Genomic DNA, 26830 nt, shown 5'->3' with positions numbered 1-26830 from the left:
TAGAGAAAGAATGAACTTTATCGAATTTTTAGGAACCGGAGGGACACGAACCCCTACACAAGGGACTACGTGTCTACGTGTTTCGAAACACTGCGTTATCGATGCAGGAAATCTTATTAATGCTTTTGGAGATGATGTTTTTACCATCGAGCATATCTTTCTTACCCATTCGCATCTTGATCATATCATCGATATCCCTTTTCTTGCTGATCTTTTTGTCACCCAAAAATCGATCTCTCTTAAAATTTACGGGCTTAAAGCGACCCTCGATGATTTACGTCAGTTTATTTTTAACCACCGTATTTGGCCCAATTTTGAAGAGATTAGCCTCATTGGGCATACTGATAAGACGATTGAACTTATCGAAATAAAACTTGATCAAAAATATTATATTGATGATGTTTCCCTTACCCCATTTAAAACCGACCATACCGATGGAAGTTGCGGTTATCTCATCGAGAAAAATGCCCAAGGGATTCTTTTTAGTGCCGACACTTACAAATGTTCGAAAATATGGGAATTATTGGATAAAAATCACCATATTCACACCCTTGTTATCGAAGTATCGTTCCCCTCAAGCTTTGCAAAACTGGCACACGATAGTAAACATCTCACCCCTGCCCTACTCCAAAGCGAACTCGAAACCTGTTCACGCAACGATTTTAAAGTCTATGCTATCCATCTCAAAACCCTCTTTTCCCCTACTATCATCCATGAATTAAATACAATGGAGCTTCTGCGTAACGGCGGAAAAGTACTCGTTGATTACGATAAGGTTCTTTTTTAAATCTCAACCCCGATAATGGAGCCTAATTGACACCCTTGGGCTATCTCTAACATTTTCCAAACACTTGGGGAATACCCCTCAAATTGTTTGCCGCTTAGAAAAAGGGTTGTAGGTTGTTCCGTATGACGGACATGCAGTGCAACGCCGCACTCTTTTCGAGTAATGCCGCATCGATTGAGCTCATCGATATGGGGAAAATCAATCGCATCGGTGAGTATCAGCACCATCGACCCAGCACTGAGCGATTTGAGTGCCCCCACTTTTAAAAGCGCTTCGGATGTTTCGTGTAAATCACTCACCGTGGTGACGTACCCTTTGTTTTGTCCGACGATGGAGAGATAGGATGCGGGGGTATTATGGACTGAATTTTGAAATGCGGTGGGGCTTAGTGTCTCATGTGATGCAATCGCTTTTAAAATATCAAACGTCTCCGCAACCTCGCCATAGGCATTTCCTATAACGATAGGAGTATTCATCTCTCCGAGTTGATCGGCTAAATAGAGAGAGATACGGGCATTTCGGGTTAAACGTCTGCGCAACATCATATCGCTCACAATCACTTTTTCATTGAGAGCAGTGCACTTTTCAGCGTCTTCTACCACAGCAAATCCGAGTATTTCTAAATTAATCTGCATTGACTCTCCCTAATACTATGACGGCATTTCCCCCACCGAATCCAAAAGCATTCGACATCACATAATTGATAGAGGCAGGGGTCGGTTTTAGAGGGTGGTTAAGTCTTGAATCGATTTGCGTGTGGAGATTGACACAGGGTGGGATGATGTTTCGAAGAATAGACATCGCACCGATTGCCGCTTCGAGAGCACCGCACGCTCCTAAAGTATGCCCGCTCACCGCTTTGGTGGAGACAACAAACGGATGTGAGCCAAAGATTGCATAAATCGATGCACTCTCGATCTCATCATTGGCGATTGTTCCCGTACCGTGAGCATTAATATAATCGATCATCGAAGGTTCAAGTCCCGCCTTTTCTAACGCTTGAAGCATCGCGGCACGTGCCCCATCCCCCTCAGGATGGGGATGAGTGATATTGTAGGCATCACTGCTCAACCCACACCCCAAAATCTCGACACACTGCTCACTCTTTTGGCTCGAGAGGGCTAGTACCGCTATCCCTTCGGCGACATTAATACCATTTCGCTCCACATCGAAAGGGCGAGTCGCCTCATGCGATGCTATCCCCAAACAATCGAACCCATTGACGGCTGAACGGCTCAGTTCATCCGCCCCAATTACCACAACACTCTTCATAATCCCACGATGAATCAGATCATACGCGAAATCGATGGCAACTGAGCTACTGGTACAGGCGGTTGAAAAAGAGAGCGCCGATTTAAACCCGAATTTTCCAACGATTTCATCGGCTATGGCGCGCAATGCAAACTCTTCGACAGCAATGTTTTTACAATCTCCATCGCGAAAAAATTTCTTCTCAGCACGGCACATTCCCCCTACAGAAGAGCCTACTACCACCATCGTCTCAGCGGGGATTAACCACGGTGCGAGAGAGAGAATATTTTTAACATTCTCACTCAATAAGTCAAAAAAATCACCCTCATACGGGATTTTCCCCAACGGCATAGAAAATCCCTCAACGTATCCCTCTTGGTAACTAATCGCCGATTGTCCCGATAAGAGTGTCTCAAATATCTCTTCGATAGTGAGCCCTGCGGCACACGCACAGCTTGAAGCATTTAAATAGACCCGATGGCTCATAATTTAAGCCCTCGTAGGTAACGGTATACTTTCTCTTCCAGATCAATCGCCTCTTGAAGCTTCGATGCAATCTCTTCGACTGAGTACTCTGAACCCTTACACGCTTTGGAAGCACTTAGAGCAAAACGACGCCACGCATCTCCCGATTCTCCCATCATCGTTGAAGCTATTTTTAGCTCATCACGCCCTAAAATATCCGCCGCTTCAAATAAAAATCCGGCGTACATGAGACGAAATCCGCCACCGCCTGTACCAATCTCCTCTTGCATACGGATAATATGACCTAGATAAAGGGAAGCATACCGTTTATGGGGGTGATTTGGCAATTTTAAAATCGCCTTTTTCATCATCTTCATCCCCCGAATACCCACCCATGGAAAAGGGGTATAGAGCATCATTCCGGTAGTTCGTTTAATCGCTTTGGTGATTGCTTTTTTCAAATCAATCTCATGAGGGATTGACTCGATAGTGTAACACGCCCCCTTGGGTGCAAATACTCCTCGTGCAAAACGGGCTTTATCAAGATCATTGAACCCTATATGCATCGGATCTTCAAATACCGGATCACTAACATTGAACCCATTTTCATCTTGTCCGTAGACCAATAGGTTGTGTGCATTGAAATGAAATCGCATCTCCGGAGGAAAATAGGGGAGATAATAGACCGAAGTTTGAAGTCCGACCAATTTTCCCTCACGGAGCATCGCACTCAAATCATCACGTGCGACAGTCGGGTTTGGATAGGTTTTCATCCGTAGCACAAGCCCTAGACGTTTGGTAATGGTTTTAATAATACTTCGAGGGGGCATTCGATAGGCAATAAGAGGCATTCCATCGATTTTTACTATCGGCAAATAGGCGAACGTAAGACCGTTTCCGATACCAAATGCCATCACTTCACTAATCGGATAACCGCCATGGGTTATCAGTGAAGAGACAACGCCGCTTTCACAATGGGCAGAATGTCGGTGGGTAAATTCTCCCATTATATGCTCTCCTTTGGGTGATTTAATTCCTCTTCACTAACATCTAAGACGTCACAATAGAGTGCAATGGTTTTCGGATTGAGTTTTTTAAAGGTATCGTATTGCAAATGACGTTTGATACTCCATTGCCAAAAACCGCTGCATTCACTAAGCGTTTTGAGACTCATTCGGCGACGGTTCATCCATACTCCTAGAGGGGAGATACGTTTTTCAAGAAACCCTTGATACGCTTCCCTCTCTAATCGGTTAAACTCTTCAACCGCTTGGAGTGTCGCCATCTCCTCGATTGCCCATCCGCTACTTGGGGTTACGGCGTACTCACCGTTTGCTTTAGCCGCATAAAGGGCTTTTTTCCCTCCGCGATAAATCGAAATATTATCCTGCGGTGCCTCTTCTTCTCTCATTTAAACCACCTCCAACAACATAAATGCCGTTGAAAAACGTCCACTTTCAGGGATAAAACAGAGGATTTTTTCACCCACTTGAAGTTTTCCGGAATTAAATAGCTCTTCAAGGATAATATAGATAGAGGCACTGCCGGTGTTTCCTTTGGTCGTGAGATTGGTAAACCACTTCTCATACGGGATAGCAAATCCTATTTTTTCCATACCGGCAGCCATTTTGTCTCGAAAATATTCTGATGAATAGTGTGGTAAAAAATAGTCGATATCATCTGCACATAATTGTCGTTTTTCTTTGATAGATAACAAAGGTTTTTCAACGGTGTAATGGACAATATTTTCATTCAATAATTTGACATCCTGCTCAACCGCAAAAACATTATATTCACGCCACAATGACGAATGAACTTCTTTCCACGGTTGATAGACACCCTCATCACTATGATGCGCTCCGGCGATCATACAGACAGGCATCTCACCGGCATACGAGAGGATATCAATCCACTCGATTTTAAGCGATATCCCCTCACTATTGGGAGTAGGTTGTAATAGTGTTGCCCCCGCACCATCAGAGAGCATCCAACGTAAAAAATCTTTTCCAAAAGCAATCTCAGGGCGTTTTTCAACAGATTCAGCATCACCCGATTCTGCCATAAACATCTCAGCTCTCATCCCCATCGATGATGTCTCCGATCCACTGCTGATTGCACAAGCGTGCTCTTCGGAAGCAATCGCCATATAAGCGTATTTCATTGCGGTGACTCCGCTCAAGCATATCCCCGAAGTAGCAATCGCTTCACACGCATGAAGCCCTAATTCGCCTTGTGTCATCAGGGCATGATTGGGCATCAAATGATCCGGCGAGGTAGTTCCGCACACCAAACATCCCACATCAGAGAGCGAAAATTTCTCATCTTCGAGTAACCGTATCGCTTTAGCCGTTAATGATGCATTACTATAAAGGGGTTCTCGTGTTTTAGGGTCTAAAACATAATGGCGCGTTTTGATCCCATTGCTGCGTAACACAACATTTTTAGCTCTCGACTTTACCCCTCCGATACATCCCAAGACCTCTTCAATATGAGCATTATCAACAGGGTCGTTTGGTAAAAATGCTGCTATTTTTGTGATGTATACATTCGCCATACTACTCTCTTACCTGCCGGATGGGGCTTCTAATATTTCTCTTATTTTATCTATTTTTCCTTTAAATAAACGGCGAATCATTGCCTGAATCATCATATTTATCGGGACTACCGTAATAATTAACGTAATTAAAAACAGAATATAAAACGATAAAATCGGTAAACGTAATTTTGAACCTCTTTTACCGAAAAGACGGATAAGTGCTCCCCAAATTCGAAAGCTCCTTTTCCCAATTTTTTCGGCTGCAATAAAACGATCATCTACCTGTACCGCACCAAGATTTTTCAACATAGGTCCATTTATTAAATGGCTATTATCTTGAAGCTTTTCCACTAATCTTTTGCCGAAACGTTCACTCGAAACAATATCATCATCACTAATACCCGCACGCGAAAAACCTAAAAAAGAATCTTTTTTACCGCTCAGCATCCAACGAGGTGTTGTTATAAAACTCTCTAACGGCCCGCTTTGATCACTAAAAACGACGTTATCGATCAGCTGACCTTGACACTTAGAAATAAGCTCTTTTAGTGTTTTATGAGCCTCAATCCACATATTTCTACATCCGATAACCGTCATTACAGGCTTATCTTTTAAAATAATTTTTGCTTCATCCGAGAGGAGAAAAGCACTCATCGGCAAAGAGGGGGAGAGGAACCATGGCTGGTACCCTATAATGATCAAATCAAACTCGTGAGGATTTTCTAGTTCAAACGGTAAATTATTTGGAGGATCCAAATAGACACTTTCCGGAAAGGCATCAAAAAAACGCCAAAAAGACCACGGAAAAGTAAAATCTTCACTCGACTCGAGACGCACTATTGAGAGCTCGATAGCAGGATTTTCGTGAAGAGGAGAGAGCATTCTCTCTAATACTCTTGTTAATTGACCACTTTGAGAGTAATAAACAACCAATACACGTTTAATCATTCAAAAAAACCCTCATTTTAAGTAACTTTATTTTACCATTTGTTTTATAAGTTTAATGAGGAATCTGTATGCCAAATTCTCGTCTCCCCCATAAAGAACCCCTTATTTTCGTCGAATCACTCCTAGAGCAAAGTGACACTGAAGTAACCTTTCGTTCATCTTTCCCACTGACGCCGACATTAGCAATGTTTTGTGAAGCATCTGCACAGGGGACGAGCTATTTTCCCCTTTCACCGCACTGCAACATCGGTTTTGTCTCATCGTTTCGCAATGTCATCTTAGAGGAGAAGGCTAATGTTTGTAATCCCCTCATTACGATTACCCTACTCCATTCGTTTAACGACTCTTATCTCTTTAAATTTCGGGCGTTTAACGGTTTGAGCACATTTGCAACAGGAGAGATTGCCATGTTTTATATGGCAGCTTAAGTAATGACTTTGTGACGTATCTTTTTCCCTAAAGCTGTTTTGGCGAGGGCATCCACCATAATGATTTTACTCTCGATATGTATCCCCCCAAACTGATCATGAAGAGCTTTTTTTAACACGGTTTTATCAATTTTTGAGCTATCACCTACGAGATACAATGTTAATGTTTCACCCCGAAGCGATGAGGGATGGTACTCCACAAATCCCAGAGCCTCTTCAATCCCCTCCATCGTTTCTAAAAATGTCTCTATCTCTACCATCGAGAGTCGTTTACCACCGATTTTGACCAATTCGCTGGCACGTCCCACTATCTTGAATTGCTCACCCACTTTTTCAATAATATCGGTTGTCTGAAAAGGATTTGAGAGGGGGCGAAATTCATCGTCAAACACATAGCGAGACAGATACCGGGAACGTACACTCAAAATCCCCTCATCACTCTCGATAACGACACCGTTTAGAGGATTCCACAATGATTCTCCCCCCTCACGTATGGCGATTCCACCTGTTTCACTGGAGCCATAAAGTTGAACCAAACGGGTGGAGTATTTTTGCTCAAATTTTAGAGCCTCTTCACTCTCTAACGGTCCACTGGAACAAATAAAAAGGGTATCACGCAAATCAATATCGTCACGCAAACGGATCATGGAGCGGATAAAGACCGGATTGGTAATACACAAAGTCGGCTTTTGTTGACACAGCTTGAGAATCTCTTGGGGGAGGAAGTCCTCTTTGGTCACGATATCAAGACCCATACTCAAAGGGATAGCAAGACCGAAAAGATAGCCGTATATATGGAAAAAAGGGACAGTAACCAGACACTGCTCAATCTTATAATGTTGAAGCCACTCTATTTGTGCTTCGCACTCACTCACCAAATGCTCACTCCCTTTTAGAACCCCTATCGGATTGCCCGAAGTGCCTGAGGTAAAGAAAAGAACACAAGCCGATTGGAGATGTTCTGATAGGGGCAAATCGCGTAATCGGTGAGCTTTCTCATCACTGCTCTTCATCGTCGTATCATAGAGCAGCGGAATATCTCCTCGATGGATTGAGGCTACAATCTCTCTGATTTGCTCCATCTTATCATGGTGGGTGGGGATAATGCAGCGAGAATTCTCTGAGACAGGGGTATACCCTCTAAAATCGACGATTTCTTCCTCAATACGTCCATCGTTATACAGTACCGTTACGTGTGACATTGTTTCCCTTTTTGAAAGAAGAGGAGGAGTATCGCACCAAGACCTGCAATCGTCACCGCTCCTATCGAATCTACCGCCGGAACATCACTGAGAACCAATATCCCAAACCCTGCAAAGGTTGTTATGCATGAGTACAATACTGCCCGTAGTGACGTGGATATATCCCCGCGAGAGAGATAAATGCCATAATCGATTCCATAGACCATCATTAAGAAAAGGGCGAACAGATGCATCAGGTTATAACTGCCGTTTAGTGCTAGCATGGTTACGATAACCGCTATCGGGAAAAAGAGAAAATTGAGAGCATAAAGTGCTTGAGAACGTGTCACTGCGATGATAATGATAAGTAAAAGGGTAAACCCAATCCCTAAAAAGAGGGAGAAAGAGCCTAAAGCATTCGATGCACTGTGGGATAAAAGCTCCTTCCCATCCACTACGCTAATATCTGAGGAATGTGCTACATTAGCAACCTCATCGCGTGGAACATACCCCAATGTCACATAACGTCCATCCTCTGTTTTGAGAACCTCTATCCCCAACGGACGTAACCCCTCCGTATCGAGACGGTATGGGTTTAACGACTCCATCGATTTATAGGAATCTTTAAACATCCCTTCTCGAAATCCTGCTGTTTTTCCTGCATTGTTTAACATTGCACGTAATGAATCAAAATTATAAGCACTAATCGTTTGGAAACGCTCTTTGCTTTTTGCCTCACTGAGTGCGAGATTGGCGATGGTATAGCTCTTCGGAGCAACCTCTTTCACCTGTTCGGCATTGAGCATCAACGCTTCCATACTCTTTCCGTAAATCAATATCGGAAGGCGATTTTCTCCCAGTGAGCTTTCAAAAATTTTTTCTGCATTGAGTAGCGGTTGATTTTGATAATCCAAATGGCGAAAGTTGGAATCAAATACAAGTTTCGGAAACGATACTGCTATCAAAATCAGTGAGAGGAGAGTAAACACTATCGGAGGAACTTTTTGCCATTGAAAGATTTTTTCGATCAACGATGGGGCTTCTGAATCATCTTTTTCACGATAAAACTGCAATCTCGGAAAGATAAAAGCGAAAATAGTATACGACAATGCCAACGAAACAAATGCAAACAAAGCGAGCTGTGAAATGAGAGGAAAATCGATAAATACCAAACTAAAAAGACCTATTTCCGTCGCCGCAAATCCCCAAAATACAGACCAGTTAAACTGTTTTTTTGCATAATTATCATTCAAAAAGAGCATAAAGAGATAATCTTCGGCAATAGTAGCAATCCCCGCACCAAACGCAATCACCAAGATAGAGACATCTTTAAATACTGCATTAAGAATCAATACAGAGAGGAGTGCAGAGAGGAAAAGGGTCAAAACACTAAAGAGGAGCATCATTTTATTGCGCAAGAAAAAGAAATAAACACCAATAAGAATCATGATAGTGATGAGAGTGATACGCTGAACATCGTTATGGATATAGGCTGAATTTTCGACACTGTAAAAATTTGGGCTAAAAAGAGTGATACTGTTTTTATAACCCTCTAGTGCATGATGCACTTCATCGTACAGTTTTTGAGATCCTTCCATATCGCTAATAGAGGGACGAACGGAGGCAATAATACAATATCCGTGTTCAGGAACGATTAGCTTACCGTCTTTATGCGTCCCCATAACGAGGGAAGGTTGTGTAAAAAGTTTGAGAGGATCATTCCTATCCAATTGAACATACGCGCCGCTTTGCATCATCGATTCTGCTAACGCTTTTAGTTTGAGTTCTACCTCTTGTGAACTCACCTCACTTGCATTAAAATCATTCAAATAGAGCCAATTTGTAGCCAAATACTCTTGCGACTCCGGTGCGATATCACCTAAATCAAACAAAACACTCTCAACTTGACTTAGGTGTGATAGCTTTTCCTTGATAGCATAGGCGTGTTCTAAACTTTTCGCATCAAATCCCTTGACCAAAACAAAAAGTTTTTTAGAGGAATCAAATGCCCCATACTGCTCTAAAATTTTGGTAGCATTATCTTCAGGAAGCGCTTTGGAGAGCTCTCCGGCGAGGGGATATTTGATAAATACATAGAGTCCGATTCCACTAATGACAAGAGCGAGGAGGAAGAAACGGAGACGCTCAAAGTGCTTCGATTTCAATCACATCCCCGTTGGTAAAATTGATTACCATCCGCTGCATCTCATCACCGCGCAACGTAATCTCCATCTTCTCGATAGCCCGTTTTACTTGAGATTTTGGCAACAGATGATAAACATTTTTCTCTTTGGTCATCTCAAAATAGTTTTGAAGAGAACTAAAATCTTTTTTATGGATGGAGCGCATAAAACTAAAATAGAGATTCATATCGATCCGCTTAGAGAGATCGATGACCTGCGTTTTTTTCGATTCAACCTCTTCGATGGTGAGGGTATTACCCATTTGAGTTAATACTTTTTTCTCCGGTGACGTATAACGGACAATCGTACTATCATCATTCAGTGTGATAGAGCCTTTAAAAAGTGTTGTTTTATCCAGTGCGTAGATATACCGTTTTTCGGTAAATTCACCTTGAGCAAAAATAAATCTCGTCAACAAAATGAATAAAACTAGTAACTTCATGCATCACCTTTGATTTTTTTGCATACGATTAGTGAGTGAGAAAAACCGATATTATCATAGATATTATCAACATACAATCCTGCTTTGGATATATATTTGCTTATTTCGCCAAAATTAAACATCTTACTCGTACCGTTAGCCATTGCCGTAAAATAAGGGGATGTATTGATGATACAATACGCAGAAGTAGCATATTTTTGGCGATCCCACAGTGGCTCTAAGATATAAATATGTCCATCATCCGCTATCCCCTGTGCTACTTTTTTCAGGATTCGCACAATATCCTCTTCTCCAAAACAATCCAAAAATTGACTCATCCAAGCCGCATCAAATTCAGTGGGAAGCTTAGTTGTCTCATCCAACATATTGGCGAAATAGGTATCGATTCGATCAGAGAGCCCTGCTTTCTCATTTTCATTTTTTGCAACATCAAGTTGCCCCGGTAAATCAACGATAGTTACATGACAGGTAGGGATTGATGTTGCGCATAAGCGTGAAAATTTCCCCGTGTTTCCACCGATGTCTAAAAGTCTTTTGATATTGTATTGAGCTAAAATTGCTATCGCTTCTTTGAATGCCGAATCAGAATAAAAATGGTCAAAATCAAACCATGCTTTTTTAGCATCATCGGGTAATTTTGATAATCCCGGATAAATCGTATCATCGTTATTAAAAACTTTTAAACCGGATGGTTTTCCACTTTTTACCGCATTATCTAACTCATATAATCCTAAATAATTGACAAAATGGTTGAAATCCATATTCACTTTTGTCATCTCATCATTGAGGAGAAAATAGCCTATTTTTGTACCTGAAAATAACTCATTATTTTTAGCTACAATTCCCGCACTCAACCCTGTTTCGAGTAAAACACTCACTACATACGGGCTCATCGATAAATCATTTGCTATCTCATCACTGCTTAATCCCGCTCTATTACCATCCAAATGCTTCAATATTCCACTTGTTCTGAGCACTCTGGCTACTTGAAAAACGATAGGAGAAAATGCTATTTTCTGTGCTTCATATTGAGCATCTCCGGCAGACATTTTACTGACATCAAAAAAATTCTTCATCTTTATAACCCTTATTTATTGGCGAAATTTTAAAAAACACACTATTTATAGTATTGCATCATAATTATTTTAATTATAGTCATTTACACTTAAACTTTTAACCATTAACATTAAAAATTGATGTTGACCAAGCTGCGTCACATACGCAATTTGTTCGTCCACCCCCTCTTGGAGTGCTTCTACGAACATCAATCCACTATTTGAACCGATATATCCCCTGCTTTGGTTATCAGGATACGAATCATCGTGAATAATTTTCACCTCTCGCGGGAGATATGCTTCTACTTGTGCAAAAGTTTTAAACCGCTTTGATTCTACTACTTCTGCAATAGGGTTATTAGCATGGGTAGTTAAAGAGAGCCAATATCCCCCCTCATACAACTCCGCCACATCACCCATCCCTACTACCTCTTTAAATGCTTCCAAAGGGAGAGCGGCTTCATCAATACACCCAACAATAGCAGAGTTACTTTTACCCTCTACCATATCCCAATACGCCATATCTAATGCACATTCAAAAGGGGCATAACGGTGCGAAAGGGTGTAATTTCCACCATGCAGTCCTAATGCGTTGGCAATATGATAACTTGCCATATTTGTTGAAGAACCGATAAAGGTAAAGGGCATAGGGAGCAGTTCATCACGGTATATTTGCCCCAACATCGATACCGTTTCACTAATACATCCATTTTTAGTCCCGATATAAAGGGCGCTACTCTTATCAACATGGTTGATTTCAGGAAGGTTAAATACACCGCATAAACCTAAAAGAATATAGCGGTTAATACGGCGAAACTTTTGAGTGCTTAAAACCTCTAACTCTTTTTTCAAATCAGCACTGGGGTGATCTGAAGTACACATGAGGGATGTAACCGATTCAATATAGACTTTTTTCATTCACCTCTCCCATAACGGGCAACCAATACAGCTCCATTCCCCCCAAAACCGAAATGGTTCATTAAGACGATTCCACTGGATGACTCTACCTCAGTGCGCGTAGGGATAATCCCAAACTCTTCATCAACCGTACTAAAACCGAAACTTTTAGGGATAAATCCTGATTTAAGGGCAAACCACAAAACCGCCAGCTCAATTGCACCGCATCCTCCGAGAGTGTGTCCGACTAGTGGCTTCAACGTTAAAACAGGTGGCATATTGGCAAACACTCTATTTAACCCTTTCCCTTCCGCCATATCGTTGCTATTACTCCCCGTTGCATGTGCTTTGATTAAACTCACCTCTGTGGATGCAATACCCGCATCCAAAAGGGCATCTTCTATTGTCTGTGCAACGATCTCTCCATTGGGGTTATGAGAGGTCGGGGAGAAAAGATCGCATCTATTTTCACCCCCTAAAAGTGAAAATTCAAACAATTTATTCGGCACTGATGAATCCAGTACAATCGCAGAACACCCCTCACCGAGCATCATCCCCATCCGTTCTTTGTCGAATGATCTACTTCCCGCATCATCCAGTAAGCCAAGTGCTTCAAACCCCGACATGGTAAATTCGTTGTAAAACTCAAATCCAAGGACAATAGCACGCTTAAACCGCCCCGATTGTATCCCTCGCTCGGCATACAATAAAGCACTTGCCGAAGAGGTACACGCACTAATAAATAAACACACTTCTCCACCGATACCACACGCGTTGGCTAACGTTTCACCGATTCGTCCGTATCCGATCGAGGGGAGCATCTCTTGGGGAGTTTGTTGATAGAGGGCTTCAGAGCAAGGGATGTTCATCGAGGTCGAACCGATCAATAAGGGACACTCTTCAAGCTCTTCTTCACTTAGATTGGATTTTTCAATTACCTCGCGAAGCACTCTGCTTAAACGTTCAAAAAACTCATCATACCCTACAACTTTATGCTCATTCATCGCGCCATAGGGTCGCTCTCGTTGCTCTTTTCCAAACCGAAATGATTGTAGTGAAGCTTTTTTAGGGTTATGTAACGAAGAGAGTATCTCCTCTTCACTGCTCCCTAATGCACAATACACTACCGCATCACGAACATATACCCCCATGCTCATTCCGGTTGTAGATGATCTGCCAATGCATTAATCGACGTAAATACTCGTCTTAACTTTTTACTATCAGCTAAGACTACACCATATACCCTCTGTATCTCCATCGAAATTTGCAACGCATCGAGTGAATCCAATGCTAAAGCCGTCCCCTCACCGAACATAGGATCGTTATCTCCCACCTCATCAACACTCACCTCTTTCTCACACGCCTCAATAATCAATATTTTAAGCGAGCGTTTAAAATCCTCGTCTTGCGATCCTCTCATTGTGCCTCCTTTAACTCTTTATGTAAACGATAGGTTGCGAAAGAGAGACAAACAGTACCAAAAATCATTAAGCCACCTAAAGGAAAGATCAACTCACCTATGGATACTTGATGTAAAAAAAGTGCTAAAAATGCTTTTAACGCCCATGACATTGGGGAAATAATTGCTAAATTCTGCATAAAATCGGGCATCACAAACAGTGGAATCATGATCCCCCCAAGCGCGGCAAAGATAATATTTAACAACCCTCCGATACTCACGGCTTGATCGGTTGTTCGCACTATCGAAGCGATTGCAAGAGCATAGGTGATAGTTGCAAAACTGAGCACGATAGAAACAACAATCAATCCTCCCCAGACATCCCCAACAATTAGTGCATCTCCGCCGAGAATGGGGACAAGATAAATTCCCACCATCAGCATCAAGAAAAACTGTATTTGATTGATAAGAAAATAGGGGATAAATTTAGAGACTAATAAAGAGGTTATAGAGACATTCATCACCGCCAAACGGGCTAATGTCCCTAACCGTCGTTCATTGACAAAGGTATGGGAGATAGGGATGATAATAAAAAACATTGAAAAAATAAGCCAAGCAGGGACACTTTGCTGTACCGAGGTTGGCTGGAGACTGCCTCTTTTCTCCCCTTGAAAAAATTGCTCTTCGAACCATTGTCGATCTCGCAAAGCTGTCCCTTTTTCTTCAGAGGTCATCCACGGATTCAGCGCACTCATTTGGTTTATCATGCTGATTTTTGCAACACTGCCCGCTATCGCCGATTCAAATAACATCCGCACCATAGGAGTTGCTTTAGGATCAACCAAAACAGTAACACATTTTGCGACATCTCCATTGCTCAAAAGAGTTTTTTCAAACCCTTTTTTCACAACCACCGAAATCAGTACATCGCGCTCCATCATGGTATGGGAAAGTTCAGAAGATTGGGGGTTAACGCTCCATTCGAACCCTTCTATATGGGCAAACTGCGCTATCATTTCACGAGAAGCGGTAGAGTTTTCTTCATCCACCATAATCGCTTTGATATGTACGGCAGAGTGTTCCGAAAAAGCATCCCGCATCGCCAAACTCATAATGAGGATAAAAGCGGCCGGCATTACAAAAAGGACAAGCAGTGCATGGACATCCCGTTTTAACAGCCAAAACTCTTTGAGTATCCCCGCAACTATTTTTCTCATCGTACACCGTTACGCTGAAGATAACGCTCCAACGATTCATTTTGTAAATTTGCTATTGAGTCATCGGCAATCACACGACCGTGTTCGAGAATAATAAGCCGTTCACATATCCGTTCAACCTCTTCAAAGTAATGGGAAGTATAGAGAATAGTGCACCCTTGAACGTGTGCTAAATCACTGAGTGTTGCTAAAATAATCTCTCGTGTCTCTGGATCAACCCCCACCGTCGGCTCATCGAGATACAGAATTTGTGGATTACCCAACAATCCGATTGCTAAATTAAGCCGTTTTTGCATCCCACCGGAGTAATGGACAACCCGTTTATCAAGATGCTCTTCGAGTGCCGTTGCCACAGAGACATCGATAATCGATTGTTCTAATGCTTTACCACTCAACCCGATAATCGTTCCAAAATAGTGCAAGTTTTCACGACCGCTCATCTCCGGATAAAGAGAGGTTTTCTGCGGTACATACCCGATTAATGAACGAGCTTTCTCCATATCACTAAAGAGATCGACACCACCGACACGCACACTCCCCTCATCGGGACGCATAAGGGCGCATAAAATCCCCATTAACGTTGTTTTTCCTGCTCCGTTATGACCGATCAAGCCTGTAATTGAGCCGTGTTGAATCTCAAAAGTAACGTTATCTAAAACCTTGTTTACTCCAAATGTTTTAGAGAGGTTGCGCGCGACAATCACTATTTTTTATTTTGGTTAATATAGTCGGTCAAGGTTTTAATGGAGACAAAAATCTCTTTCGATTGACCTACATTGTCAATTTTAATCCCATATTGGTTATCCAAAAAGATAACCAATTCGATTGCGTCTACAGAATCAAGCCCTAAACCCTCGCCAAACAATGCTGCATTATCATCGATCTCATCCGCACTCATATCTTCTAATTGGAGAGCTTCTATTAATTGCTCTTTTACTGTTGCGTATTCAACCATCTGTTCAATCCTCTAAATAATAATCAATATTGGGATATTTTAACATTTTCTATCTTGTCACGAGCTAAAGCTTCTAATCAATAGGCTATAATTCCATCAAAAAACAACAGGGAAATAATGAGCACTCAACGCGGTAACGGCTTTGGACTTTACATTGTCTATCTTTTTTTTCGATTTTTTGGATATTGGGGTTTACGTATTGTTTTATGGTTTGTCGTCCTCTATTTCGCACTGACCACCCCTACTCTCAAGCGCCATTTACGCAAATACTATCTTCTTAACACCGAAAAATTTAATTTTTTTCTCTATTATCGTCATCTTTATACCTTTGCCCTCGTCTTCTCTGATAGTTTTTTGAGCAAACGGTTTCTCTCACGTTACCATTTCCAAATGCATAATAGTGAAATTGTCCATTTAGAGAAAGGGGCACTTTTTCTTTTCTCCCATATCGGAGATTGGAGCATGTGCGGACTCGTCCCAACCCAAAAAGATGTCCCCATCAATGTCGTCATGCACGAAGCAACCAAAGAGAGTATCCAAGAGTTTGCTAAATCAATCGAAGATACCACCCTCCCCTCTATGAAAATAATCGATCTTAGTGAAGGCGCCATCAGCGTTGCCGTTCGTATCGCCAAAGCGTTTCAAAACAATGAGATAGTCGCCATGATGGCGGATCGTCTTGTACGTGCAGATGGAGGGGTCGCTGTAGAATTTTTAGGAAAATCTATCCTTATTAACAAAAATCCGTTCGAAGTCGCCTACAACCGTAATGTTCCGATGATAGCCCTTTTCTCACTACGCGAGAGCGATTACCGCTACAATATTTATTACTATACTATTCCCCCTTTTGATCTCACCCTTCCTAAAGAAGAAGCCATTTCCAAAACAGCGCAAGAATATGCAACATTACTCGAAACCATCGTCCGACAATACCCTGACCAATGGTTTAACCATTATGATTTTTTTGCTTCACAGGGGGATTTATAGAGTTGTGCTATACTTTTTATACTAATTCAAAAGGTCGAACTATGACTACGACATTCAGGCTTAATACCGATGAAATGACTCCCGCTTTTTTCGACTCTCTTAAACTCCTCTTTCAGGGCAAAGAGATTGAGATTATTGCACGACCGATAGACTCAGAGTTCGAACGTGAAAAAGAAGAGTACGCACAAGCACTTCGCGAAATCGAAGCGGGTAATAGCTATCCTATAAACGAAAGTTTTTGGGATAAAATGCACGCTTCTATCGAAGCTGTCTAGCAACGATGCAACTGGAGCGAAGCGAAAAATTCGCCGAGGATTTGGAAAAAATCCTCCTCTATATCGCCAAAGACTCTAAACCATCCGCTCACCGATTCGTTAACGAACTGTATGAAACGCTTTATGGCATTGAACCCTATCTTTACAAATACCGCAAATCCATCTATTTTGACGATGAAACAATCCGAGATTGTATTTTCAAGGGGTATGTAGTTCCTTATAAAATCTCCGATACCAAAATCGTTTTATTGGGGATGACAAAATACCGTAGAGGACTGTGACCCGATTTACAGGACGAAATCTAAAAAAGGACACCTGTGTGTCGTTTTTAGCTTGTAGCGGGCATCGATGTCAAGCTTAAAAAAATGATAGCTTTAGAAAACTACCCTCTTATCGCACTCATCGCACTCCAAACACGCTCTTTAAACATCTCTAGCGTTTCATCCTCGGCTATCATCATCGGTTCTAGCATCGTGATGGTAATCACTACCCCTTTGGTACTGCTCCAGTTCATCGAACCTTTTTGAACCAATTTTTTCGTCCCTGAGATAATTACTGGGACGATGGGAACCCCCGATTCGCGAGAGAGAGAAAATGCTCCGTTTTTAAACGGATGGATCTCTCCATCATGGCTACGCGACCCCTCAGGAAATATCAATACATTACTTTTGGATCGTAGTTTTAGGAGTAGCTGATGGAGGGGATTTCCCCCTACGCCATCGATAACACCTAGTAGTATCGCGATAGGTCGGATAATCCACACAAACGCTTTTTTTTTGTTGGTGAGATGATACAAATCGGTGATATACGCCCCCATCAGAGGGTAATCGAGCCACGATTCATGGGAGGCGGCATAGATATAGGGGGTATCTCTTAAAATAGCATCACTTTTAAAAAGTTCAACCCTTGCCGTACCGGGGGCAAAGCGGAAAAAAAGTCGAAACATCGTGGCGGTAACCCGCTGAAAGATCACATGGGGTTTTGGGTGATGGGTAAGGAGTTGAACACTGTATCCTACCATCGCAGGCGTAAATCCCATCACGATTACCCCTGCAAAAAGTCCGTATCCCCAACCATTACGTCCCCACTGAATTAAATCGCGTCGATGGGCAAATCCCAGTTGGAGTATCATCGCACAACCAAATAACAGATACCATCCCGCAAACGAATAGAGTGCCCAAAAGGTTAGATTCGCGTTCATAACCAACATCAGATGTATGGCACTATTAAGCCCCAATACTGCTATCCAAAACCAATGGGAAATAATCACATCCTCTCTCTCTGTTAAAGTTAGAGGACGTTTTTTAAACTTCTCAACCCACCTGATGATAATATACCGCTTCATCACAACCGAAACAGTGAAATATGAGAGAAATAGCAATGAAATGAGGAGAGGGTAGAGTTTTAACGAGAGAAAATCGGAGGAAAAATAGGCACTTAATCCTAAAAAAATAGCGATTGATGGGGTAATGATCGCTTTAAGATGATGCTCTTTCCACCATCCCAAAAGAGCAAAACAAACACCAAGTACAGACAAAACTACCCCTGCCGTACTCACTCCGAAATAGAGATAAATACCAACAACTATAGGGACATAGAGGAGAGAAAAAAACATGACTCTCCCTTGGATTTCGATTAGTTAGGTTTGTGTGCTTCTAGTTGAGCAACGATATCCCCAACCGTTTCAATGGATGAGCCCATTTCACGTTCGAAATGGAAGTTGTACTCTTTTTCCAATGCACAAATGAGATCAAACATATCCAAGCTATCCAACTCTAAATCTTCAACCAACCGTTTATCGGCACTGATCTCATCCGGATTTTTTTCAAACTGTTCTACAATAATCTCTTGAACTTTTTCAAATACAGCACTCATCATTTACTCCTGAAATTTTTTAAGTATGATAGAGGTATTAATCCCTCCAAACGCAAAATTGTTATTCATTGCCGCACCGATTTGCATGTGACGATGAGTTTGAATATAATCCAGCGGTGCACAATCGGGATCAATCTCTTCTAAATTTTTATTGGCGGGTAGAAACGATTCATTAATCGCCATCAACGTCACAATCGTCTCAAACGCACCGCCTCCGCCAAACATGTGCCCCGTGTACCCTTTGATACTACTGATCGGCGTGGTACTTCCAAAAAGGTTGTGAACCGCCATCGATTCAAAAATATCCCCTTTGGGAGTTGCCGTTGCATGAGCATTAATATACCCAATCTCATCGGGATTCATGTTGGCGTCACGCAAAGCATCGCGCATTACCTGCTCCATTCCCGCTTGGGAAGGGAGTGTAATATGATTTCCATCGCATCCGGTAGCGTATCCGACGATTTCACCCAGTATTATAGCACCGCGAGCCTTGGCATGTTCATACTCTTCAAGTACCAATGCCCCTGAACCCTCAGCGACCACTAGTCCTGAGCGGGATTGATCAAACGGTCTCGATGCTGCCTCAGCATTATCGTTATATCCGATTGCTGTCGCCCCCATACTGTCAAAAATCCCCGCTTCGACGTAATGAAGACCTTCACCACCGCCGACGAACATCACATCCGACATGCCGTATTTGATCGATTCATACCCTGCGCCGATCGCTTGAGCAGAAGCTGTACATGCGGAACACGTGGGGATATTACGACCGATAATCCCAAACATCACTGCCAGATTTGCCGCAACTGTATGGCTCATAAAACGCAAAAATGCAGTTGCGTTTTGACGACCAAATCCATCATTATGAGAGACATCTTCGGCATATTCAAAGAGTGTTTCTAAACCACCCATCGCTGAACCAAACGAGAGTCCGGTACGGGGTGATTGTATCACCTCTTCTCCCAGCCCACTCTGTGCAATAGCCCGTTTAAGAGAGAGAGCACACATCATCGCTACCCGATCCATCGTCCGACGATTTGCACGGGGAATCTCACTAAAATCATTAGCAGGGACAACACCAGCGATACGTGCTTCGAGACCGTTTGCCCCTTCCCATTCACCCATGTAGCGTATTCCGCTCTTCATCTCTTCAAAACTTTGACGAAGCTCCACCATCGACTCACCGATAGGGGAATAAAATCCGACTCCCGTAATCACCACACGTCTCATTATCGCACCATCCCACCGGAAATATTGATCGTCTCTGCCGTTATGTAGCTCGCTTTATCGGCGAGGAATAAAACCACTTCTGCGACTTCATCCGCATTGCCAAACCGCTTCATCGGGATCATTTTTTCAAAATCTTTTTCATTGAATCCTGCCGTCATCTCCGAGTGGATAAATCCGGGAACGACACAGTTCACTCTGATTTTATAACGTGCCACTTCGAGAGCGAGAGATTTTGACATCGCTATCATCCCCCCTTTGGAAGCGGCATAGTTACTCTGCCCGATATTGCCTACCGTCCCCGCCACGGAGGCGATATTGATAATCGCACCGCTTTTTTGTTTTTGCATCGCTGGGAGCAACGCTTTAGTCACATAGTAGGTTCCAGTCAGATTGGTTTGAAGGATATCATCCCAATCGTTATCTTCGAGCCAAAAGAAAAGTTTATCTTTGGTTTTTCCGGCATTATTGACCAAGACATCTACCGTAATCCCCTCTAGCGCTTCACGTACGCTGGTAGATGATGCAATATCAAATCCTACCGCTTGGGCATTACCAAGTTCTGAAACCAACGCATCCGCCTTGGCTTGATTACTATGATAGTGGATATAAACGAAATAGCCATTAGCGGAAAACATCCGCGCGCACGCTTCACCGATTCCACCCGTCGCACCCGTTATGAGAACTTTTTTCACACCAACTCTCCGCGAAGTAGCATCTCACGTAACGTGATAATATCCCCATCCAAGCGACGATCTTCGATGAGAGGAGCAGAGACGGCACGGATTTTAGTATAGAGTGATTGGGCAAACGGTGAGAAGTTTTCCAATCCTCGAATATCCATTGCCTGAGCAATCCCGAGCATCGCAATGGCAAGCATCGAGGCGAACTCTTCGATTCCCCCTTTAAGACCTAACGCACCCGTTGTCCCCATACTCACTTTATCTTGGTTCATCGACTCGGTGGAGCGTGAAAAAGCGCTACTTGGAAGCATGCGCATCATCACATCGGCACTGAGTGAGCTGAGTGAAATTTGCATTGCTTTAAATCCATGATGATAGTGTTCTTTCGAGAGTTTGAGATTTTCACCCAAACCACGGTTAAATTTGTCATCGACCAACACCGCGAACTGTTTATCAAGCAAATCCGCCATATTTGCCAAACAGATTTTGAGAGTATCGGCAGAATGTGCCATATAACCGCCGTAAAAATTACATCCGGTATAGATAATCTGCTCATCACAGTTGATAAGCGGGTTATCGCTCACCGAGTTAATCTCCGTCTCAACCCATTTTTTCGCTATGGCAAGATTATCCCATGCCACACCCAGGATTTGAGGGATACAACGAATAGAGTAACGGTCTTGGATATTGTGATGCTCTGCATCAAAAAAGCTTTGGTAGCGAGTCAGACGGTCATGCACCAACGTCGCCCCTTCCAATTTTTGACGGAGGTTTGAGGCACATTTGATTTGACCTTCAAACGGTTTTACTTGGTGAACGAACGGCTCTAATGCGGTCGTGTCCGCTTCCATCGCTTCGAATAATCCCGCTGAAAAACTCTCCAAACCACGTAATAATTTTTCGAAATTTTCCAACTGAACGACCAAGATCCCCGTCATTACCGACGTACCGTTCATAATCGCCAATGCCTCTTTAGGCTTAAAGGTATATGGACTCAAACCACACTCCGCCAATACCTCAGCAGAAGAGCGCAGTGCGCCACGATAAAGCACTTCACGCTCACCCGCTAATGTTGCCGCAATGTACGACAACGGCGTTAAATCCCCGCTCGCACCGACAGAACCTTTAGAAGGGATAGCAGGTAAAATACCATGTTCGAGAAGTTTGAGTAGTGCTTCGAGAAGCTCCATACTCACCCCAGAATACCCTTTTGAGATACTGATGAGACGGACTAAAACGATATTAAAAATCTCTTTTTCGGAAAGTATCTCTCCAACACCACACCCATGAAAGCGATATAGATTTACCTGTAACGTCCGTGCATCTTCGTAAACGAGATAATTTTTACCCGAATCGCCATATCCCGTAGTGACACCATAAATAGGGTTCCCACCGCTAATCTCTTTGAGCAATAGTGCTTCTGCTGCTGCAATCCGTTCTTTAAACAAAGCTCCAGAATCGAGCAATACGCTTGTTGCATTGGCAACATTCTCAAAAGGGATAAATTGGTCGTTTATCGTTACTGTCATGCTAATCTCTCTCCATTGTGTTTTAAAATTCCTCTAAACAAAAAAATTCGTTGTAATACCAACTTGGTATGCAGTACAGTCATATAAAAATTATCTTTGAGCTTATCAAAATGGGTAATTCGGCTCTCATCATATACCGTTTTAACGCTCACTTCACTCACTTTTCCGCCACTCCATAAAAATCGGACAAGGTTTTCAATCTCAAACTCATAGCGCGTCGTTGATGAAGGGTAGCGGAGAAAATCTACCGGATAGAGTCGAAAACCGGTTTGGGTATCACTCACCCACACACCGCTCTCAACCCACACCCAAAAATTGCCGATACGTCGCCCAATCACTGAAGATTTAGGGGGATTACACTGTTCAAAATCCCGTACTCCGATGATAAGTTCATTCTCATCCGATGAAAATTTTTCCAAAAACTTCGGAATATCCTCGGCAAAATGTTGCGCATCTCCATCCATCGTGAGACAAAATTTATACCCCATCTCATACGCTTTGGTTGCCCCACTACGGAGAGCCACCCCTTTGCCGTGATTGGTTTCATGAGTCACCATGGTTACACCCTCACCGATCAGTGATGCTACATCACGCTCTGAACCATCATCAACGACGATGAGGGGGATACTATACCCCATCACCTCATTGACCACCTGAGCAATCGTATTTGGATTATTATAAACCGGAATAATAATACAAAGACTATTCGACTTCAAGTGTTATCTCACTGGCTATTTTACCATTTTTTACCCATCGTACACGAATTTTTCCTGCACGCTCTTCATGCTCCAGTACCACCTCATCATTAGGTAATAACGGCTCCATAAATTTAGAACGGGAAATTCCTTTGACCGAAAAACCCAAAATCTCTGCGGCAATATCCACCTGTAAAAAAGCGGGTAAAAGAGGATTCCCCTCAAAATGAGCTTTGAAGATAGGATGGGAAGCTTCGCCAAGTCGGACAGAAACACTTCGCTCCTCCGCACTCTCAACAGTGTAAAGTTTATCAGTGAAACTCTCTATCATTTCCAAACATAACCTTCTATAACTTCTAACTCACACTTATTATACTAAAACTTCCCCTTTCTATTGGTTAAATTCACCCTATATCTATCATGATATGTTTATTTTTAGTACAATACTATTACATTATTTATGAAAGAGTTTTTTCTATGTCAAAATCTTTTTATTTACTTTTATTACTCATAAGCTTACTTTTTACCGCGTGTTCTCCCACCCCACCAATCGCACCGCCAACCAAACAAACTCCCAAATCCAAACCTAAAATTGCTATTGCTTTTGGGGGAGGAGCGGCTAAAGGATTCGCCCACATCGGTGTTATCAAAGTGCTCGAACAAAACGGAATCAGACCCGATATTATCACCGGAACCAGTGCCGGTGCGGTTATCGGAAGCCTTTATGCTTCAGGGCTCTCCCCTATCGAGATACAACAAAAAGCAATGAGTTTAAAAGAAAATCAACTCACCGATTTTACTTTATCCACCGCTGGAATTATCAAAGGGGAAGTGCTCCAAGCATTTATCAACCATGAAGTACAACAAAGACCTATTGAAAAACTTCCTATCCATTTCGGTGCGGTATCTACGAACAAAGAGAGTGGTGAAGCTATCGTTTTTAGATCCGGCAACACAGGGCAAGCCGTCCGTGCATCTGCCAGTATCCCCAACGTATTTCTCCCCGTTAAAATCGGAAACAGTAACTACGTCGATGGAGGCTTAGTTCAACCCGTACCGGTTGAAGCGGCTAAAAACATGGGGGCAGATATCATTATCGCCATCGATATCTCCACTAAACCGACTAACGGAAATAAAGGTTTTTGGGCTACATTGGATCAAAGTTTCTCGATTATGAATCAAGCGGCACTTGATAAACAGCTCAAAATGGCTACTATCGTTATCCAACCTGAGATTAATACACTCAGCTCTGTTTTATTTGAACAACGCCACCAAGCGATACTCGAAGGGGAAAAAGCAGCCCTTGCATCTCTCCCTAAAATAAAAAAAGTGATTAGTGAAGCTTATTTGCAATAGAATCAAACATAATTTTACAATTTTTACATTATAATGGTTTTATCGGAGAGGATAAGATTATGGATATGATAACATTTTTAGGTGCAAGCGGCACACGTACTCCCAGTCAAGGAACAACCTGTTTACGGGTCTCTGAACATTGTGTCATAGATGCCGGTAATTTGATAGATTATTTAAAAAATGAAGTATTTTCGATTGAGCATATCTTTTTAACTCATGCCCATTTAGATCATATTATCGATATACCGTTTCTCGCAGACCTTTTTGTCACCAAACAACATAAGCCCTTAAAAATTTATGCTCTGCAAGAGACCCTTGCTATTTTAAGAGAACATATTCTAAACGATTTTGTATGGCCGAATTTCGAAGAGATACGACTGATTGAACACACTTCTAAAACCATAGAACTCATAGAAATAGAGGTAGATACCCCCTATTTCATCGATGGGATTACCTTAACCCCTTTTAAAACAAACCATTGTAGTGGAAGTTGCGGCTACATGATTGAAAACGATGGAACCGGTATCCTTTTTACTTCCGATACCTACAAATGTCCAAAAATCTGGGAGTTGCTCAACAACCATCCACATATACATTCATTAGTTATTGATGTTTCTTTTCCATCCTCCTATGAGAAATTAGCGTATGATAGCAAGCATCTTACCCCTAAACTCCTATCTGAAGAGCTACAGACCTCGGTTCGTAACGATTTTACCGTTTATGTTATCCATGTTAAACCGCTTTTTGAAACCGAAATTCAAAATGAACTGGATGAATTAGCTATTTTTTCCAACGGAGGATATATCCTCCATAGCGGTGATCGCCTCCCTTATGATTCCAAAATAACCCCGGATAAACAATCAAAATACAATTACTCTATCGTTTCACAAATGGCATCCATCGGAACAGCCCTCTCTTCGGAAAAAAATATCGATTCTCTTCTGGAAAAAATCATTATTCATGCCAAAAAACTCACACATGCCGATGCGGGAACTCTCTATCTTTATAATCCTCAAACCAAACAACTCGATTTCAAAGTAATCCAGAATGACACTTTGAATATTTCTATGGGGGGGACTTCAGGAGCTATAGAGTGGAAATCGTTGGATCTTTTTGATCAAAACGGTGTAGCAAATCATACGATGGTAGCAGTAGTTTGTGCCCTCAATAAAGAGATGACAATCAATATCCCCAATATTAGAGCATCTAAACTCTATGATTTTACAGGAACCATCGATTTTGATAAGCAAACCGGATATCACTCAGTATCCACCTTGGTTGTCCCTCTAAAAGATCACGAAGATAATCTAATCGGAGTTTTTCAACTTATCAATAAATTAGATGACCACGGTGTAATCACTCCGTTTAACATCTCTGATGAAGAGTTGGCGCTATCGCTGGCATCACAAGCAGCAGTTGCTATCAACAAACAACAGCTTATCAACGATTTAGAGCTTCTCCTCGAATCGTTTCTAAATACCATCAACGTCGCTATCGAAGAAAAATCACCCTATACAGCAGGGCATATTAATCGGATGGTTAAACTCGCACTTGCCCTTGCCAAAGCGATTAATGAGGATCAAGAGACGTTTCCGAACATGCACTACAACGAAGACCAATTAACAGAATTGAAACTATCCGCATTGATGCACGATATCGGGAAAATCGCCACTCCTGAGTATATTATCGACAAATCAACCAAACTCGAAACCATTTATGACCGTATCGAATCGGTAAAACTTAAATACGAAATTTTAAAACGGGATGCCAAAATTGCCTATTTGGAAAAAAATGCCCATACAACCGACGACGACGATCTAAAACAGTTTCAAGAAGATTACGATAACACCCTTAAAACGTTAGAAGAAGAGTACCATTTCCTCACCGAAGCCAACCAAGGTTCTGAATTCTTTAGCGACGAGAAAGTGGCGATAATTCATACTATCGCCAAACGAAATCTCTCTATCGGAGATCACCAAGAACCCATTTTAAATGAAGATGAACTCGAAAATCTTTGTGTACAAAAAGGGACTTTGACCGGTAAACAACGTCAAGTTATCAACAACCATGCCGAAATGAGTCTTAAAATGCTCAATCAGCTCCCATTTCCTCGAAAATTTTCCCGCGTAGCAGAGATAGCTTCCCGTCATCATGAAAAAGTCAACGGAAAAGGGTACCCTTTAGGACTAAAAGGGGATGAACTGAGTTTTGAAGCCCGAATTTTAGCGATTGCCGATATTTTTGAAGCCCTCTCGGCTTCTGATCGCCCCTATAAAAAAGCCAAAAAACTCTCTGAAGTGATGGAAATTCTCTATCAAATGGCAAAAGAGAATGATATTGACCGAGATATCTTTCGTTTCTTTTATGAAAGTGGTCTGTATCTCAAATATGCTTCTCAGATCTTACCACCGGAGAAGATCGACACCATCAACTTTGATTTTAATCTATAAAGGAGACAT

General features: G+C 42.2%; 30 protein-coding genes. 7 read left to right on the top strand and 23 right to left on the bottom strand.

What is annotated here, in order from left to right; all coding sequences use genetic code 11:
- The first annotated feature begins 10 nt into the window (after positions 1 to 10).
- On the top strand, positions 11 to 787 hold the full coding sequence (locus PHC76_RS02530) for an MBL fold metallo-hydrolase (RefSeq protein WP_299972548.1): 777 nt from the start codon (positions 11 to 13) through the stop codon (positions 785 to 787).
- On the opposite strand, the gene PHC76_RS02525 is transcribed toward PHC76_RS02530, so the two are convergent.
- The 6 genes from PHC76_RS02525 to PHC76_RS02500 are packed head-to-tail and all read right to left on the bottom strand — an operon-like array spanning position 784 to position 5987.
- Complete coding sequence (locus tag PHC76_RS02525; protein WP_299972550.1) at positions 784 to 1422, bottom strand: beta-ketoacyl synthase chain length factor; 639 nt, start codon at positions 1420 to 1422, stop codon at positions 784 to 786. The genes PHC76_RS02530 and PHC76_RS02525 overlap by 4 nt on opposite strands.
- Complete coding sequence (locus PHC76_RS02520) at positions 1412 to 2524, bottom strand: beta-ketoacyl-[acyl-carrier-protein] synthase family protein (protein WP_299972552.1); 1113 nt, start codon at positions 2522 to 2524, stop codon at positions 1412 to 1414. Before PHC76_RS02520 ends, PHC76_RS02525 begins: the two co-directional genes overlap by 11 nt.
- Positions 2521 to 3510: a BtrH N-terminal domain-containing protein gene (locus PHC76_RS02515; RefSeq protein WP_299972553.1), complete on the bottom strand. Its 990-nt coding sequence runs from the start codon at positions 3508 to 3510 to the stop codon at positions 2521 to 2523. Before PHC76_RS02515 ends, PHC76_RS02520 begins: the two co-directional genes overlap by 4 nt.
- On the bottom strand, positions 3510 to 3914 hold the full coding sequence (locus PHC76_RS02510) for a helix-turn-helix transcriptional regulator (RefSeq protein ID WP_299972555.1): 405 nt from the start codon (positions 3912 to 3914) through the stop codon (positions 3510 to 3512). The genes PHC76_RS02515 and PHC76_RS02510 overlap by 1 nt, the downstream gene beginning before the upstream one ends.
- Complete coding sequence (locus PHC76_RS02505; RefSeq protein ID WP_299972556.1) at positions 3915 to 5057, bottom strand: beta-ketoacyl-ACP synthase III; 1143 nt, start codon at positions 5055 to 5057, stop codon at positions 3915 to 3917.
- A gap of 9 nt (positions 5058 to 5066) precedes the next feature.
- Positions 5067 to 5987: a dialkylrecorsinol condensing enzyme gene (locus tag PHC76_RS02500; RefSeq protein WP_299972558.1), complete on the bottom strand. Its 921-nt coding sequence runs from the start codon at positions 5985 to 5987 to the stop codon at positions 5067 to 5069.
- Positions 5988 to 6055: 68 nt separating this feature from the next.
- Here PHC76_RS02500 and PHC76_RS02495 point away from each other — a divergent pair, with 68 nt between their 5' ends.
- Positions 6056 to 6415, top strand: coding sequence for a hypothetical protein (locus PHC76_RS02495; protein ID WP_299972560.1), 360 nt, complete (start codon positions 6056 to 6058; stop codon positions 6413 to 6415).
- Here the strand turns inward: PHC76_RS02495 and PHC76_RS02490 are convergent.
- From PHC76_RS02490 to PHC76_RS02445, 10 genes are all read right to left on the bottom strand, one after another.
- Entirely contained in the window at positions 6412 to 7617 is a 1206-nt protein-coding gene (locus tag PHC76_RS02490) for an AMP-binding protein (protein WP_299972562.1), read from the bottom strand. The two genes, PHC76_RS02495 and PHC76_RS02490, sit on opposite strands and share 4 nt — an antisense overlap.
- On the bottom strand, positions 7605 to 9761 hold the full coding sequence (locus PHC76_RS02485; RefSeq protein ID WP_299972564.1) for a hypothetical protein: 2157 nt from the start codon (positions 9759 to 9761) through the stop codon (positions 7605 to 7607). Before PHC76_RS02485 ends, PHC76_RS02490 begins: the two co-directional genes overlap by 13 nt.
- A complete protein-coding gene (locus tag PHC76_RS02480) occupies positions 9742 to 10221 on the bottom strand; it encodes a hypothetical protein (protein ID WP_299972566.1) in 480 nt (159 codons plus the stop codon). The genes PHC76_RS02485 and PHC76_RS02480 overlap by 20 nt, the downstream gene beginning before the upstream one ends.
- Positions 10218 to 11297 (bottom strand): cyclopropane-fatty-acyl-phospholipid synthase family protein, encoded by a 1080-nt coding sequence (locus tag PHC76_RS02475; RefSeq protein ID WP_299972568.1) that lies wholly within the window; start codon positions 11295 to 11297, stop codon positions 10218 to 10220. The genes PHC76_RS02480 and PHC76_RS02475 overlap by 4 nt, the downstream gene beginning before the upstream one ends.
- 69 nt (positions 11298 to 11366) lie before the next feature.
- Positions 11367 to 12194: a beta-ketoacyl synthase N-terminal-like domain-containing protein gene (locus PHC76_RS02470; protein WP_299972570.1), complete on the bottom strand. Its 828-nt coding sequence runs from the start codon at positions 12192 to 12194 to the stop codon at positions 11367 to 11369.
- On the bottom strand, positions 12191 to 13330 hold the full coding sequence (locus PHC76_RS02465) for a beta-ketoacyl synthase N-terminal-like domain-containing protein (protein ID WP_299972572.1): 1140 nt from the start codon (positions 13328 to 13330) through the stop codon (positions 12191 to 12193). The genes PHC76_RS02470 and PHC76_RS02465 overlap by 4 nt, the downstream gene beginning before the upstream one ends.
- On the bottom strand, positions 13327 to 13593 hold the full coding sequence (locus tag PHC76_RS02460) for a phosphopantetheine-binding protein (protein WP_299972573.1): 267 nt from the start codon (positions 13591 to 13593) through the stop codon (positions 13327 to 13329). The genes PHC76_RS02465 and PHC76_RS02460 overlap by 4 nt, the downstream gene beginning before the upstream one ends.
- Positions 13590 to 14789, bottom strand: coding sequence for an ABC transporter permease (locus PHC76_RS02455; protein WP_299972575.1), 1200 nt, complete (start codon positions 14787 to 14789; stop codon positions 13590 to 13592). Before PHC76_RS02455 ends, PHC76_RS02460 begins: the two co-directional genes overlap by 4 nt.
- Entirely contained in the window at positions 14786 to 15493 is a 708-nt protein-coding gene (locus PHC76_RS02450) for an ABC transporter ATP-binding protein (protein ID WP_299972576.1), read from the bottom strand. Before PHC76_RS02450 ends, PHC76_RS02455 begins: the two co-directional genes overlap by 4 nt.
- Entirely contained in the window at positions 15493 to 15744 is a 252-nt protein-coding gene (locus tag PHC76_RS02445; RefSeq protein WP_299972578.1) for a phosphopantetheine-binding protein, read from the bottom strand. The genes PHC76_RS02450 and PHC76_RS02445 overlap by 1 nt, the downstream gene beginning before the upstream one ends.
- A 117-nt stretch (positions 15745 to 15861) precedes the next feature.
- Here PHC76_RS02445 and PHC76_RS02440 point away from each other — a divergent pair, with 117 nt between their 5' ends.
- The 3 genes from PHC76_RS02440 to PHC76_RS02430 are packed head-to-tail and all read left to right on the top strand — an operon-like array spanning position 15862 to position 17287.
- On the top strand, positions 15862 to 16731 hold the full coding sequence (locus PHC76_RS02440; protein WP_299972580.1) for a hypothetical protein: 870 nt from the start codon (positions 15862 to 15864) through the stop codon (positions 16729 to 16731).
- Between the two features lie 41 nt (positions 16732 to 16772).
- Positions 16773 to 17006: a hypothetical protein gene (locus PHC76_RS02435; protein WP_299972581.1), complete on the top strand. Its 234-nt coding sequence runs from the start codon at positions 16773 to 16775 to the stop codon at positions 17004 to 17006.
- Positions 17007 to 17011: 5 nt separating this feature from the next.
- Positions 17012 to 17287: a type II toxin-antitoxin system RelE/ParE family toxin gene (locus PHC76_RS02430; protein WP_299972582.1), complete on the top strand. Its 276-nt coding sequence runs from the start codon at positions 17012 to 17014 to the stop codon at positions 17285 to 17287.
- A gap of 101 nt (positions 17288 to 17388) precedes the next feature.
- On the opposite strand, the gene PHC76_RS02425 is transcribed toward PHC76_RS02430, so the two are convergent.
- The 7 genes from PHC76_RS02425 to PHC76_RS02395 are packed head-to-tail and all read right to left on the bottom strand — an operon-like array spanning position 17389 to position 23346.
- Positions 17389 to 18621 carry a lysophospholipid acyltransferase family protein gene (locus tag PHC76_RS02425; protein WP_299972583.1) on the bottom strand — a complete coding sequence of 411 codons (1233 nt, stop codon included), beginning with the start codon at positions 18619 to 18621 and terminating at the stop codon, positions 17389 to 17391.
- Between the two features lie 20 nt (positions 18622 to 18641).
- Positions 18642 to 18881 (bottom strand): acyl carrier protein, encoded by a 240-nt coding sequence (locus PHC76_RS02420; RefSeq protein ID WP_299972585.1) that lies wholly within the window; start codon positions 18879 to 18881, stop codon positions 18642 to 18644.
- 3 nt (positions 18882 to 18884) lie between these two features.
- Positions 18885 to 20111 carry a beta-ketoacyl synthase N-terminal-like domain-containing protein gene (locus tag PHC76_RS02415; protein WP_299972587.1) on the bottom strand — a complete coding sequence of 409 codons (1227 nt, stop codon included), beginning with the start codon at positions 20109 to 20111 and terminating at the stop codon, positions 18885 to 18887.
- Positions 20111 to 20803 (bottom strand): SDR family NAD(P)-dependent oxidoreductase, encoded by a 693-nt coding sequence (locus tag PHC76_RS02410; RefSeq protein ID WP_299972589.1) that lies wholly within the window; start codon positions 20801 to 20803, stop codon positions 20111 to 20113. Before PHC76_RS02410 ends, PHC76_RS02415 begins: the two co-directional genes overlap by 1 nt.
- Positions 20800 to 22320 carry a histidine ammonia-lyase gene (locus tag PHC76_RS02405; protein WP_299972591.1) on the bottom strand — a complete coding sequence of 507 codons (1521 nt, stop codon included), beginning with the start codon at positions 22318 to 22320 and terminating at the stop codon, positions 20800 to 20802. The genes PHC76_RS02410 and PHC76_RS02405 overlap by 4 nt, the downstream gene beginning before the upstream one ends.
- Positions 22317 to 23036, bottom strand: a complete 720-nt coding sequence (locus PHC76_RS02400) for a glycosyltransferase family 2 protein (protein ID WP_299972592.1) — start codon at positions 23034 to 23036, stop codon at positions 22317 to 22319. Before PHC76_RS02400 ends, PHC76_RS02405 begins: the two co-directional genes overlap by 4 nt.
- The gene (locus tag PHC76_RS02395; RefSeq protein WP_299972593.1) at positions 23023 to 23346 is read right to left on the bottom strand and encodes a hypothetical protein; all 324 of its coding nucleotides are present in this window, start codon (positions 23344 to 23346) and stop codon (positions 23023 to 23025) included. Before PHC76_RS02395 ends, PHC76_RS02400 begins: the two co-directional genes overlap by 14 nt.
- Before the next feature lie 146 nt (positions 23347 to 23492).
- Between PHC76_RS02395 and PHC76_RS02390 the strand changes: the two genes are divergently transcribed.
- Both PHC76_RS02390 and PHC76_RS02385 read left to right on the top strand, forming a co-directional pair.
- Positions 23493 to 24371 (top strand): patatin-like phospholipase family protein, encoded by an 879-nt coding sequence (locus PHC76_RS02390; protein ID WP_299972594.1) that lies wholly within the window; start codon positions 23493 to 23495, stop codon positions 24369 to 24371.
- Positions 24372 to 24430: 59 nt separating this feature from the next.
- Entirely contained in the window at positions 24431 to 26821 is a 2391-nt protein-coding gene (locus tag PHC76_RS02385; RefSeq protein ID WP_299972595.1) for an HD domain-containing phosphohydrolase, read from the top strand.
- Positions 26822 to 26830 lie beyond the last annotated feature (9 nt).

Source organism: Sulfuricurvum sp., assembly GCF_028710345.1.
Classification (GTDB): domain Bacteria; phylum Campylobacterota; class Campylobacteria; order Campylobacterales; family Sulfurimonadaceae; genus Sulfuricurvum.
The sequence above is the reverse complement of the archived record's forward strand: the minus strand, read 5'-3'. Positions and strand labels throughout refer to the sequence as shown.

Excerpts from the sequence above, each read along its gene's own strand:
- PHC76_RS02455 (WP_299972575.1), bottom strand. The coding sequence starts at position 14,789 with ATGAGAAAAATAGTTGCGGGGATACTCAAAGAGTTTTGGCTGTTAAAA.
- PHC76_RS02415 (WP_299972587.1), bottom strand. The coding sequence starts at position 20,111 with ATGAGACGTGTGGTGATTACGGGAGTCGGATTTTATTCCCCTATCGGT.
- PHC76_RS02430 (WP_299972582.1), top strand. The coding sequence starts at position 17,012 with ATGCAACTGGAGCGAAGCGAAAAATTCGCCGAGGATTTGGAAAAAATC.
- PHC76_RS02510 (WP_299972555.1), bottom strand. The coding sequence starts at position 3,914 with ATGAGAGAAGAAGAGGCACCGCAGGATAATATTTCGATTTATCGCGGA.
- PHC76_RS02490 (WP_299972562.1), bottom strand. The coding sequence starts at position 7,617 with ATGTCACACGTAACGGTACTGTATAACGATGGACGTATTGAGGAAGAA.
- PHC76_RS02480 (WP_299972566.1), bottom strand. The coding sequence starts at position 10,221 with ATGAAGTTACTAGTTTTATTCATTTTGTTGACGAGATTTATTTTTGCT.
- PHC76_RS02470 (WP_299972570.1), bottom strand. The coding sequence starts at position 12,194 with ATGAAAAAAGTCTATATTGAATCGGTTACATCCCTCATGTGTACTTCA.
- PHC76_RS02460 (WP_299972573.1), bottom strand. The coding sequence starts at position 13,593 with ATGAGAGGATCGCAAGACGAGGATTTTAAACGCTCGCTTAAAATATTG.
- PHC76_RS02475 (WP_299972568.1), bottom strand. The coding sequence starts at position 11,297 with ATGAAGAATTTTTTTGATGTCAGTAAAATGTCTGCCGGAGATGCTCAA.
- PHC76_RS02500 (WP_299972558.1), bottom strand. The coding sequence starts at position 5,987 with ATGATTAAACGTGTATTGGTTGTTTATTACTCTCAAAGTGGTCAATTA.
- PHC76_RS02435 (WP_299972581.1), top strand. The coding sequence starts at position 16,773 with ATGACTACGACATTCAGGCTTAATACCGATGAAATGACTCCCGCTTTT.
- PHC76_RS02385 (WP_299972595.1), top strand. The coding sequence starts at position 24,431 with ATGGATATGATAACATTTTTAGGTGCAAGCGGCACACGTACTCCCAGT.
- PHC76_RS02440 (WP_299972580.1), top strand. The coding sequence starts at position 15,862 with ATGAGCACTCAACGCGGTAACGGCTTTGGACTTTACATTGTCTATCTT.
- PHC76_RS02505 (WP_299972556.1), bottom strand. The coding sequence starts at position 5,057 with ATGGCGAATGTATACATCACAAAAATAGCAGCATTTTTACCAAACGAC.
- PHC76_RS02530 (WP_299972548.1), top strand. The coding sequence starts at position 11 with ATGAACTTTATCGAATTTTTAGGAACCGGAGGGACACGAACCCCTACA.
- PHC76_RS02390 (WP_299972594.1), top strand. The coding sequence starts at position 23,493 with ATGTCAAAATCTTTTTATTTACTTTTATTACTCATAAGCTTACTTTTT.
- PHC76_RS02520 (WP_299972552.1), bottom strand. The coding sequence starts at position 2,524 with ATGAGCCATCGGGTCTATTTAAATGCTTCAAGCTGTGCGTGTGCCGCA.
- PHC76_RS02465 (WP_299972572.1), bottom strand. The coding sequence starts at position 13,330 with ATGAGCATGGGGGTATATGTTCGTGATGCGGTAGTGTATTGTGCATTA.
- PHC76_RS02445 (WP_299972578.1), bottom strand. The coding sequence starts at position 15,744 with ATGGTTGAATACGCAACAGTAAAAGAGCAATTAATAGAAGCTCTCCAA.
- PHC76_RS02495 (WP_299972560.1), top strand. The coding sequence starts at position 6,056 with ATGCCAAATTCTCGTCTCCCCCATAAAGAACCCCTTATTTTCGTCGAA.
- PHC76_RS02395 (WP_299972593.1), bottom strand. The coding sequence starts at position 23,346 with ATGATAGAGAGTTTCACTGATAAACTTTACACTGTTGAGAGTGCGGAG.
- PHC76_RS02515 (WP_299972553.1), bottom strand. The coding sequence starts at position 3,510 with ATGGGAGAATTTACCCACCGACATTCTGCCCATTGTGAAAGCGGCGTT.
- PHC76_RS02420 (WP_299972585.1), bottom strand. The coding sequence starts at position 18,881 with ATGAGTGCTGTATTTGAAAAAGTTCAAGAGATTATTGTAGAACAGTTT.
- PHC76_RS02405 (WP_299972591.1), bottom strand. The coding sequence starts at position 22,320 with ATGACAGTAACGATAAACGACCAATTTATCCCTTTTGAGAATGTTGCC.
- PHC76_RS02525 (WP_299972550.1), bottom strand. The coding sequence starts at position 1,422 with ATGCAGATTAATTTAGAAATACTCGGATTTGCTGTGGTAGAAGACGCT.
- PHC76_RS02425 (WP_299972583.1), bottom strand. The coding sequence starts at position 18,621 with ATGTTTTTTTCTCTCCTCTATGTCCCTATAGTTGTTGGTATTTATCTC.